The sequence below is a fragment of the Neorhizobium sp. P12A genome, from assembly GCF_008365395.1.
Taxonomy (GTDB): Bacteria; Pseudomonadota; Alphaproteobacteria; order Rhizobiales; family Rhizobiaceae; genus Rhizobium.
Genome location: NZ_QOVX01000013.1, coordinates 141040 through 151882 on the forward strand (window position 1 = coordinate 141040; position 10843 = coordinate 151882).

Sequence of the window (10843 nt, forward strand, 5' to 3'; positions counted from 1 at the left end):
GGCTCACAATCCACCCTGCAACGACATCGTCCGGCTGAACTCACACTAGGCATTCGTGTCGCACCAACGCCCGCCAAGCACCAGGCCGGCAGCAAATATCCGTTCCTCGGCTAAGACCCTTTCGCCGACGACATCCTCGAGTTCGATTTTTCCCCTCCGCAGATCCAATATGCTGGCGTCGCCGGCGCTCCCGGGCTTGAGGCTGCCCAGATCCGGCCGCTGCAAGGCCTTTGCCGCGTTCACGGTCGAAGCGGCGATGACTTCGGAGAGGGGTCTGCCCAATGCCAGGAATTTCGAGAGGGTCGTGACCTGGTCATAGGCTGGCCCATTGATACTGAGCGAGTGGATATCTGACGAAATCGTGTCCGGCATAAAGCCGGCTGCCAGCATGGCCCGTGCCGTCTTCCAGGAAAACGAGCCCATGCCGTGACCTATGTCGAAAAGAACCCCTCTTTCGCGGGCGGCCAGCACCTCGTCCTTGACCTTGCCCTGTCCGGTGACGGGTGAATTCGGAAAGGGACGGAAGCAATGCGTCAGCACATCGCCGCGCCGCAGCTTTGAAACCACGGCTTCATAGGTTGGCGGCGGTTCGTCGATATGCACCATCAGCGGCAACCCGGTCTCATCAGCCACCTGAAGCGCGATATCGAGTGGTGCGATACCGTTCGCTCCGCTTGTATGGCGACCGACACGCACCTTTATGCCGACGATGACGTCACGGTTGGCGTTGGCGGTCTCGACGGCATCCTGCGCGGCCAGCAGCCGAAGATCCTGGCTCTCGCCGACGGCGACGTTTCGCGAAAAGCCAAAAATTCCCGCGAAGGAGATGTGCAGGTAGACCAGGATGCGGACCTGGCTTTGCGCGATCACGTGTTTCCGGAAGCCTGGAAAATTACCCGGCCCGGCGCTGCCGGTATCGACGCAGGTGGAAACGGCGCTCGCCCGCGCGAACGCGTCGGCATCGACACCCAGAGAGGTTCCGCCCCAATAGACATGCGTATGAAGATCGATCAGCCCCGGCGTGACAATACGGCCGGATACATCTCGGACTTCCTTGCCGGCCAGATCTTCGCCGATCGCGGCCACCTTGCCGTCAGCAAAGGCCACGTCGGCAACCCCATCGATATTCTGCGAGGGGTCGATAACTCGGCCATTCCTGAGAACAAGATCATAGGTCACAAGCAACTCCTCCAGCTTGCAATATCAAGATGCCGGCGCCAGCGCCCAAAAAGGGTAATCGCGAGCGACGGCTGAATTGGGAAGGCAACGCGAATCCGAACGGAGAAATGCTGGTTATCGCTTCTTCAGCCACTTCTTGGCGACGCGGCAGGCCATCGTATAGGCCGGATCGAAGACATTGCCGACATCGTAGCGGACGACCTGGCCGAGCAGATGGCTGGCCGCCGTCTTGTCCAGACCATAGTCGGCGCCGAGCCAGGACAGCATTTCGCTGGTGGCATGCTGGAGCGCCTGATCGAGCGGTCGGGCGTTGCCGACGGTGAAAATATCATCCGCCGTCTCGCCGCGCGGCCAGACCATCGCTCTGTTTTTCTCGACGCTCAGGCGAACAGCGACTTCGAACGTGGTCTCGATACCGGTGCCGACGATCTCGCCGTCACCCTGCACCGCATGGCAGTCGCCAAGGAAGAACAATGCGCCGGGCGCCGATACGGGGAACCACATCGTCGCGCCGGGACCGAGCAGCCGGTAATCCATGTTGCCGCCGTATTCCCCGCTGGTCGCGGTCGATATCGCCTGTCCAAGCGATGGTGCGACACCAAAACAGCCGATCATCGGCGCCAGCGGCAACACCAGGTCCTCGAGACCGGCGACCGGCTCGGCAAGCGATACGGTCAAAGCCTCACGATCGATCCGCCAAATCACGCTGTCGCGCGGCGGCAAGGTCCGAACATCTTCGGGGTCGACGACGTTGGCCGAAACCACGCTCCCGGTGAAGCCCGTGTCGCGTGTCGGAACCATGGAGAGTATCTCCACCTTCAGCGCATCGCCCTTTTCTGCGCCTTCGACGAATATGGGGCCGTTCATCGGATTGGGGCCGGATGCCTGCCGGACGCCATTCTTGTCGAAGCCGGCGGCGTCGAGCGTCTCGGTGACGATGGTATCACCATCGGCGATGTGCAATGCGGGCGATAGACTGCCGAGCACATTATGGTAGCTGCTGGGAACAAGGCGATGCAGGGTCAAGGTGGCCTCCGGGGTTGTATCAGGCTCATGCTGTCTATTCCGAATCCAGCCTAGGCGAAAAGCGCATATTTGGACGATATCGGCTTATTATCGATTTGATGATCGGCAGGCGGATAACGAGGAGCGTTCACGGATCGCCGCCGTCCGCGGCTGCGGACGACAAAGGCCGGAACGAAGCTCGCGCCGGCCTTTCTCGTCTTGGCTGACGTCTACTGTGCGGGCGCTGCAGGTGCCGGCGTAGCCGGTGCCGGGGTGGCGGGCGCTGCAGGCGGGGTCGCCGGTGCCGTCGTGGTTGCCGGTTGGTTCGTGGTCGTTTGAGCCGGCGGGCTGACCGGTGGCGTTGCTGTGCGCGGCCACATTGACCAGGCGACGGCTGCGATCACGATGACAGCTGCGATTACGCCCCACATCCTCCAGGATTGGTCATGCACGGGCGTCGATTTCAGATCAGGTCGGTTGAAGTCGTTTGCCATTTGACACTCCTCCTCTCGATGTAAACACCATGGACGTGCAAATGTTCCGCGTAGCGTCGGCCGATCACGATTACCTTGTCGTGCGTTCGATAGGTCAAACGGGGTGATGGCCAAAAAGAGACCCGCCGAAGCGGGTCAATGCAAATGTGTGCGCGTACAACTTACAATTCGCGCTTGGGTCAGAATGACACCAAGAAAGTGAATATACCGTTAAGGCGCTAATGCTTTGCCTTGAGCCGGTTTCGATGAGCAGCCTGCTTTGCGCGATTGCCACACATTGCCATGCTGCACCATCTGCGCGCATGGCCTCGCGTGTGGTCCGCAAACAGCAATGTGCAGGCCGGCCCTTCGCATGCCTTGACGTTGGAGAAATCCTCTTCGCAAACAAATTTCGCCATCGCTTCGCCGATCGGCAGAAGCAGGGATTCCGGCGAACGCCACCGCCGCGTCGTCTTGAACGCCAGACCGCCGGGATCGGTTTGGCTCACGAGCTGCATGAATTTCTCATCGCGCTCAAGCAGGCGATTAAGCGGTCCCAGTTCGCCGATGTCCTTGGCCGCAAGCGGCTTGCCCTTGCGATCTCGCACGAAGCCTCTGAACCACTCGCGCAGGCTTCGTGCCTGAGCCGCGACGCTGTCCAGTTCCCCCGGCATGGCCTGTGCCCGTAAGGCTTCGAGCGTTTCGGTTGCTACGAGATCAGCCTGCTGCAGCCAGGCGATGAGCCCATCGCCGTTATCGATCCAGTCAATGGGCGTGTCGATCGGCGTGGCAATCGAATTCAGGAAATCCAGACCGAGTGCATCGGCAATGAATATGGCGGGTGGGCGGTGATCAGGCATCTCGGGATCCTCAGGCGCGTTCGTCCAATGTGCTGACTCATAAATAACCACTCTGAAGCCTCTTGACAAGTTACATCTACCGTATGTAACCTGACTGCATCAACCAAAGCGGTTACTGAAGGTGACGCCTGAAGGCGTCTTTTGGAAGCGACGAACCGACGAAAGGAACGGGAAATGGGAACGAACAAGGTGAGTGTGGTCCTTGCACACGGCGCTTGGGCCGATGGATCAAGCTGGAGCAAGGTGATCGGCCCGCTGAAGGCGGAAGGCATGGATGTCGTTGCTGCCCCTCTGCCGCTGACCTCGCTTCAGGACGACCTGGCAGCGCTTGAGCGGACGCTGCAGCGGATCGACGGCCCGGTTGTCCTCGTTGGCCACGCCTATGCGGGTGCGGTCGTAGCGTCGACCGACAACGACAAGGTGAGGGCACTGGTCTATATTGCGGGCTTGGCTCCTGATGAGGGCGAAACCGTTGCCGATGTTTTCTATCGCGCCGAGCCCCATCCGCAGGCCCCCAAGCTGGCTCCGGGTGATGACGGCATCATCTGGTTCCCAAATGATGCCTTCGCTGCGGCTTTTGCGCCGAATGCCTCTTCTGAAGAGCTGGATGTCCTAGCTGCGGTTCAACGCCCGATCGCTGTTGCCTGCATCAGCACGCCGGTCGGACAACCGCTCTGGAAGAGCCGGCCGAGCTGGTTCCTGGTGGCCGAACAGGATCGGATGATCGCGGTGGAGACGCAGCAGTTCATGGCAGACAGGATGAAGGCGCAAGTGCGGTCGCATCCTGTTGATCATACGCCGAGCGTCACGGCGCCAGGGGTGGTCAGGGACATCATCCTTGAAGCGGTGCATAACGTCGCGGCCGATTGAGCGGAGGTGAAGTCGATGCTGGATCACAAGACAAGCGTTGAACGCCTCGGCGCGTTCTCCGACGCTGTGATTGCCGTGATCATCACGATCATGGTGCTGGAACTCAAGGCGCCTGAGAGTTCAACATTCGCGGCCCTCGGGCCGCTATGGCCGACAGCGGTGAGTTATGCGGTCAGCTATCTCTTCATCGCAATAATCTGGGTGAACCACCATCATCTGCTTCGCTTCGTCCACCATGTGACAACCCGTTTGATATGGATGAATTTCGCCCATTTGTTCGTCGTGGCATTGGTACCCTTTGCCACGAGCTGGATTGCGCGGACGGAACTGGCTGCCGCTCCGGTTGCGATCTACGCGGCAATTTTCGTCTTTGTGAACATCGCCTATGTCGTGTTCGAACGGGAAATAGTGGTCCAGGCGGATCCGGAGCAGTTGTCGCCAAGAGCTCGATCGATCGCCCGCCTCAGGTCGCTCACAACGCTGACAATCTTCGCTGGCGCCGGCCTGGTATCCGTTGTGGCTCCGCTTCTGGGGTTTGCCCTGATCTGCTGCGCCCTCGTCTTCTACTTGCGTCCAGATATTCCCGAAATAGGCAAGGTTTCGAGGGAAACCCACGCCAAGGGATGACGCTCCGCTGACAGCGATCATCGATCGTACCCTCGTGCTAAAATAACCTCTATAACATCACATAAGAAGTTACTTAATCGCCCCTTAAACCCAACACTTGGAGGAAATGCCATGATTACCACCAAATATCAGACTGCGATGATTGACGGACTGAAAGTCTTTTATCGCGAGGCAGGGCCTGCCAACGCGCCCAAGCTCTTGTTGCTGCACGGGTTCCCGAGCGCAGGCCACATGTTCCGGGACCTCATCCCGCTTCTCGCCGATCGATTCCACATCGTCGCGCCAGATCTGCCGGGATTCGGCCAGACGGATATGCCGTCGCGCGAGCAATTCACCTACACGTTTGACAACATCGCCACCGTTATCGAACGCTTCACCGAGGTGATCGGCTTCGATCGCTTTGCGGTCTACGTGTTCGATTACGGCGCGCCGACCGGTTTCCGGCTGGCAATGCGTCATCCCGAGCGGATCACGGCAATCATCTCACAGAACGGCAACGCTTATGAGGAAGGGCTGAGCGATGGATGGAACCCCATTCGCGCCTATTGGCAGGACCCTTCGCCCGCAAACCGCGAAGCTCTGAGGGGCATGCTGACGCCGGAGACCACCAATTTTCAATATACGCATGGCGTCCCGGATACGGCGACCGTATCTCCGGACGGCCAGTCGCTGGATAATTTCTATATGATGCGCGCGGGCGCGGCGGACGTCCAGCTGGATCTGTTCGGCGACTACAAGAGCAACGTCGCACTCTATCCGGCATTCCAGAACTACTTCCGGACCCACCAGCCGCCTTTCCTTGCCGTGTGGGGCAACAACGATCCGTTCTTCCTGCCGCGCGGTGCAGAGGCGTTTAAACGGGACATTCCCGCTGCGGAGATACGCTTCTTCGATACAGGTCACTTTGCCCTGGAGACACACGCAGCGGAGATTGCGACAGTCATCCGAGACTTCCTGTCTCGCTAGTTCGCAACCCACTCGCCCTCACACCGTCGAAGGTTTGAGGGCGACTGACCTCATCGATGCTTAGGAACAGGGAAGCTTGAGATGTCAAACAGTGTTGCGGTCGTTACAGGCGCAAGCCAGGGTATCGGCCAATCCACCGCCATTCGATTGGCGCGAGATTTTTCGTCGATCGTGCTTGTCGCGCGGGACCGGACGAAGTTGGAGGAGACTGCCGCGGCGGTGAAGGCCGCCGGCGCTACGCCCCTCGTCATCGACTGCGATCTCTCGGATCCGCCGGCGGCCAAGGCCGTCGTGGACCAGGCGCTGGCAGAATTCGGTCGCATCGATGCCTTGCTGAACATTGCCGGCGCGGTTCCGCAGATCGATCTCTTCGATATGACCGATGAACAGTGGGACAACGGGCTCGCGCTCAAGCTTCACGGTGCGCGGCGGCTGACGATTGCGGCATGGCCGGCCTTGAAGGAAGCCAAGGGCTCCGTTGTCCTGATGTCGGGGAATTCAGCGCTGTTCCCGAAGGCGCCCTATGCGGCGGTCGGCACGATCAATGCGGCGATCGTGGCCTTGGCCAAGGCATTCTCCGATCGCGGCATTACCGATGGCGTCCAGGTTAACAGCGTCCTGCCCGGTCCGGTCATGACGGGGCGTCGTCGATCCTACCTGAAACATTGGGCTTCGATCCACGATATGACCGAGGAAGCAGCAACGCTGAAATTCCCTCAGGAGGCCGGAATAGCCCGATACGGTGAGCCAGAAGAAATTGCTGAGTTGATGGCGTTTCTTGTGTCGCCGGCCGCGCGCTGGATGACCGGATCAACGCTTCGCATGGATGGCGGCGAGGTCAAGTCGATCTAGGCTGGAGCGACCATTCAACGAATTGGGCCCCGTTTCGTAAGCAGAGCGGAATCATTGCTGGCACCGGGTGTCAGCGATTATGAAGAAATTCTTCGAGATGATCCGTGGCTGCTTTTGACGGGTCTCGGATATGGCCTGCTAAAAGCACGATGTGGCCCTCGCAAGTAACAGCGGTGGTTGGTCGACGCGGTGTTGAGTTAGTCCAATCCGGTCAACGTGGGTGCGATCTGGCCGAGACCGTTGCGTCCGAAGTAAGATTTTGCGTGGGGCAGGGCGCATTGCCTCTGTAATCGGAAAAGTTGCAAATTAAATTCCATTTTCCGTGAAAAATTATGGTAGCGCCACGCTGATGATATAGGCTAACTAAATGATTCAGACGGAGTTTTGCCCTTGATGAAATCGAGCCTCGAGCATCTGCCGGAACAGAAGCAGCGGGAACTCGCGCGGGTCGTCGAGATCATCCATGAGGAGTTCGAGGATGCCTTGAAGGGCAGCGAGGCGGAGTTCAAGAAGAAGGGGCGAATTTGGAAGATCATCCTGTTCGGTTCCTATGCCCGCGGCACCTGGGTCGAGGAACCGCACACGACGAAAGCCTACCGCTCCGACTACGATATCCTGATTATCGTCAACACGAAGAAGCTGACCGATCCGGAGTATTGGGAGGCGGCCAGAAGTCGACTAATGCACGACAGTGGAATCAACACGCCGGTAGGCGTCATTGTCCAATCGCGGCGCGAAGTTGGTGATCGTCTTCATCTTGGCCAGCCCTTTTTCTCAGACATTCGCCGCGACGGCATCGTGCTGTACGAATTGAACGACGATCTTCTGCCACAGCCGAAGCCGATGTCGCCGGATGAGGAATACAGTACTGCAAAATCGTACTTTGAGGAGAAATTACCTTTTTCGATTGCGTTCATGGATGGCGTTGAGTTGTACCTGTCTAAGAGGCAATTCAAGCATGCGGCGTTTCTTCTGCACCAGTCGATCGAGCAGGCGTACGCGACACTCTTGCTAACACTCACAGGCTATTCCCCGGCATCACACAATATTCGATTTCTGAGGGCCCTTTCCGAGGACCGGGACGTACGCCTCGCCTCCGCATGGCCGAGGAGCCACCAGCGATTTACCGCTTGGTTCAATTTGATCAACGAGGCATATGTAAAGGCCCGTTATTCCCCACACTACGAGATTAGTGACGAGGCACTGATCTGGCTGGAAGAACGGACTGCTGAGCTTCACAAACTGATCAAGACCGCATGCGAAGAACATTTAATGAAGCTCAGGGCACGACTGTAGCAACACGTTGATCTCGAGGTTTTCGTCGGTCACTCCGATCGTGCCTTCGCCTCCCGAGACCAGCGCGACATCGTTCAAGCGACATAATCGCCTTCACTTGATGGCCGAGTAATCGTGGTACTCGTGAAATGCCTATTCCCAGAAGTCAGTCTTTCTTTGCTCCGCCCTTTTCGGTTGGTCGATCCGCCGCGTCAGACGAGCAGGCACAACGAGGCTTCCCGGCAAAGGACAGACGGGCACTGGCCGGTCTGTCCTTTGTCGTCACGCCGCCTGCATGGTCGCATTGAGCGGGATTTCGACGTCGATCTCAAGGATTGAAACGTACTCCTCACGATCAATCTTGATTCGGACCTTGTCGTTATCGATCTGCACGTGCTTGGCTATCACGGACAGAATTTCCTCGCGCAGCACGGCGATCAGGTCGGAACCGGTCGAAGAGCGCTCGTGGGCCAGAAGGAGCTGCAGACGCTCGCGCGCCATGGGCGCAGACTGTTGCTTTCGGAAAATCTTGAAAATGCTCATGCGGCCCTCCTTGCGAAGATTTTGCCGAAGATTCCTCGCTTTTCCTCAGGAATGGTGATCGGTAAAGCCTCTCCCGCCAGCCGACGAGCGGCGTCGAAATAGGCGAGCGCCGGCGCGCTGCGGGCATCGGCAAGCGTAACCGGCGCACCGATGTTGGATGCGCGAAGAACATCCATGCTTTCCGGAATGATCCCGATGAGAGGGATGGAAAGGATTTCCAGAACGTCGTCGACCTTGAGCATATCGCCGCGTTCTGCACGGTTGGGGTCGTAGCGGGTCAGGAGCAGGTGCTTCTCCATGCGCTCCCCGCGCTCGGCCTTGAGCGTCTTGGAATCGAGGAGCCCGATGATGCGATCGGAATCGCGCACCGAGGAAACCTCAGGGTTGGTGACAACAACGGCCACATCGGCATGCCGCATGGCAAGAGTTGCGCCACGCTCGATCCCTGCTGGGCTGTCGCAAATGATCCAGTCGAAATGGCGCTTGAGTTCGCTGATAACCCGCTCGACGCCTTCAGCCGTCAGATTGTCCTTGTCGCGGGTTTGCGATGCCGGCAGCAAATACAGCGTTTCCAGCCGCTTGTCCCTGATCAGGGCCTGCGGCAGCTTGGCATCGCCCTGGATCACATTGACCAGGTCATAGACGACACGGCGTTCGGCGCCCATAACGAGATCGAGGTTTCTTAAGCCGACGTCGAAATCGACGACGACGACTTTCTCGTTTCGCTGTGCGAGAGCGGCCCCAAGAGCGGCCGTCGATGTCGTCTTGCCTACCCCGCCCTTACCAGACGTGACGACGATTACCTTCCCCATTTCTGCTCTCCTGTTGTTGGCCGGCTCCGGCTCAGTTTAGTTTCTCAGCCATGATCGTTTCCCCCTCGAGCCAAAGCTGGACCGCTTGTCCGCGAAGGCCGGGGGCCATGTCTTCTGCCATTTTGTAGATGCCATCGATCGCGAGCAGCTCGGCTTCGAGCTTGCGGCAAAAGATTCGCGCGGAGGCATTCCCGAGCGACCCGGCCATGGCCCGACCTCTCAGCGCCCCATAGATATGGACCGATCCGCCAGCGATGATTTCAGCCCCTGATGCGACCGATCCGACAATGGTGACATCACCCTCCGGAAAGATCACCGATTGTCCCGAACGGACCGGTTCCCTGATGATGAGGGACTGAAGGGCCGTACGGGTCTCTGCCAAGACCGGCTTGCTCTCGTCGTTGCTCGGCACGACCGAAGGCTCCGATGCACCAACCTCGACATCAGAGGCAGGTCGCCCGCCCTTGAGCGCCGGCGGCATGCCGGGGCCGATGATCGATGGGCGGCCGCCTTCGATACCCATGATGCTCACATTGCGCCCTGCAAGCTCGGCGATGAGTTCCGTCAGCTGGGGGCGATCGATCGCCAGATCAGTGATGTCGAGCACCACAGGACGCCCGAGAAAGAAGCCCGCGGAGCGCGCAGCAAGATCATCCAGCCTGGCCAACCAATCAGCGACGGGTAGATCAGGCGTAAGGACAACCGCAAGAAAGGAGCGGCCCTTGATACGGATTGAGGGAGCGTCTGTTAGCACTTTGGTCATCTGCGTTAAAAATTCGTTGATCAATAAGTAGCGCTGGTATGGTTAATAAGTCGTTAATTTGGGGCCGAAATCTGTCCTTTCGGACTGTCGAGAAGATGCCGTTCAGGCGGTGGGGCCGAGGCACGATCACCTCGATCCCCGGGACTCAGCGCTACGTTTGCAAGGCGTTCAAGCGTGCATCAGTCAGAGCGCTTTCAGAGAATTAAGAGGACTTTGACAATCGTTGCAAACTTTTAACACCCTGCGACACGCACCAAGGTCCTTCGTGAGGATCCTCGAGCTCGCAGCAACATTCACGATTGCGAGCGCGAGGATCAACCGGTCGGCCGATTGTGGATCGCCTTGTTCAAATGTTTGCCAAGAGTGGAATTTGTCTGCGGCGTAACGTAAGCCATCCTATGGAGTATCGCCGCGGCCCTAGTTTAACAGGCCTTCGCCGGAAAGGCTGTATCCGGCGATAGGTGTTTAATCACTATTGTGTGCCCCCTAGTACCCGGCCACAGAGATTATGACTCTTTGACAGGGTAAGCTTTGCGGAGTTTTTGGCGGGCGTTTTCGGTTGTGAACATCCATTGGATCTTTGCGCCATGGGCGTTGCGTTGCTGCTCCCAGGCTGCG

At 58.6% G+C, this 10843-nt stretch carries 12 protein-coding genes; 5 read left to right on the forward strand and 7 right to left on the reverse strand.

Going from position 1 to position 10843, the window contains the following annotated elements; translation table 11 throughout:
* Nucleotides 1-45: 45 nt before the first annotated feature.
* From DTW90_RS26920 to DTW90_RS26935, 4 genes are all read right to left on the reverse strand, one after another.
* Complete coding sequence (locus DTW90_RS26920; protein ID WP_149342332.1) at nt 46-1179, reverse strand: amidohydrolase/deacetylase family metallohydrolase; 1134 nt, start codon at nt 1177-1179, stop codon at nt 46-48.
* A 114-nt stretch (nt 1180-1293) separates the two neighbouring features.
* The gene (locus DTW90_RS26925; protein WP_149342334.1) at nt 1294-2205 is read right to left on the reverse strand and encodes an acetamidase/formamidase family protein; all 912 of its coding nucleotides are present in this window, start codon (nt 2203-2205) and stop codon (nt 1294-1296) included.
* A gap of 209 nt (nt 2206-2414) precedes the next feature.
* Nucleotides 2415-2678 (reverse strand): hypothetical protein, encoded by a 264-nt coding sequence (locus DTW90_RS26930; protein ID WP_132524420.1) that lies wholly within the window; start codon nt 2676-2678, stop codon nt 2415-2417.
* A gap of 218 nt (nt 2679-2896) precedes the next feature.
* Nucleotides 2897-3517 (reverse strand): ABATE domain-containing protein, encoded by a 621-nt coding sequence (locus DTW90_RS26935; RefSeq protein WP_132524419.1) that lies wholly within the window; start codon nt 3515-3517, stop codon nt 2897-2899.
* Between the two features lie 174 nt (nt 3518-3691).
* Here DTW90_RS26935 and DTW90_RS26940 point away from each other — a divergent pair, with 174 nt between their 5' ends.
* From DTW90_RS26940 to DTW90_RS26960, 5 genes are all read left to right on the forward strand, one after another.
* Nucleotides 3692-4387: an alpha/beta hydrolase gene (locus DTW90_RS26940; RefSeq protein WP_149342336.1), complete on the forward strand. Its 696-nt coding sequence runs from the start codon at nt 3692-3694 to the stop codon at nt 4385-4387.
* Nucleotides 4388-4402: 15 nt separating this feature from the next.
* Nucleotides 4403-5014 (forward strand): TMEM175 family protein, encoded by a 612-nt coding sequence (locus DTW90_RS26945; protein WP_149342337.1) that lies wholly within the window; start codon nt 4403-4405, stop codon nt 5012-5014.
* Nucleotides 5015-5125: 111 nt separating this feature from the next.
* Complete coding sequence (locus DTW90_RS26950) at nt 5126-5980, forward strand: alpha/beta hydrolase (protein ID WP_149342339.1); 855 nt, start codon at nt 5126-5128, stop codon at nt 5978-5980.
* An 81-nt stretch (nt 5981-6061) separates the two neighbouring features.
* A complete protein-coding gene (locus DTW90_RS26955) occupies nt 6062-6832 on the forward strand; it encodes an SDR family oxidoreductase (protein ID WP_149342341.1) in 771 nt (256 codons plus the stop codon).
* 393 nt (nt 6833-7225) lie between these two features.
* Nucleotides 7226-8128, forward strand: a complete 903-nt coding sequence (locus tag DTW90_RS26960) for a nucleotidyltransferase and HEPN domain-containing protein (RefSeq protein WP_149342343.1) — start codon at nt 7226-7228, stop codon at nt 8126-8128.
* A 261-nt stretch (nt 8129-8389) separates the two neighbouring features.
* Here DTW90_RS26960 and minE read toward each other — a convergent pair whose 3' ends face one another.
* The 3 genes from minE to minC are packed head-to-tail and all read right to left on the reverse strand — an operon-like array spanning nt 8390 to nt 10225.
* On the reverse strand, nt 8390-8650 hold the full coding sequence (gene minE / locus DTW90_RS26965; RefSeq protein ID WP_149342345.1) for a cell division topological specificity factor MinE: 261 nt from the start codon (nt 8648-8650) through the stop codon (nt 8390-8392).
* Entirely contained in the window at nt 8647-9462 is an 816-nt protein-coding gene (gene minD, locus DTW90_RS26970) for a septum site-determining protein MinD (RefSeq protein WP_132524413.1), read from the reverse strand. The genes minE and minD overlap by 4 nt, the downstream gene beginning before the upstream one ends.
* Nucleotides 9463-9493: 31 nt before the next feature.
* The gene (minC, locus tag DTW90_RS26975; protein ID WP_149342347.1) at nt 9494-10225 is read right to left on the reverse strand and encodes a septum site-determining protein MinC; all 732 of its coding nucleotides are present in this window, start codon (nt 10223-10225) and stop codon (nt 9494-9496) included.
* Nucleotides 10226-10843: the final 618 nt, after the last annotated feature.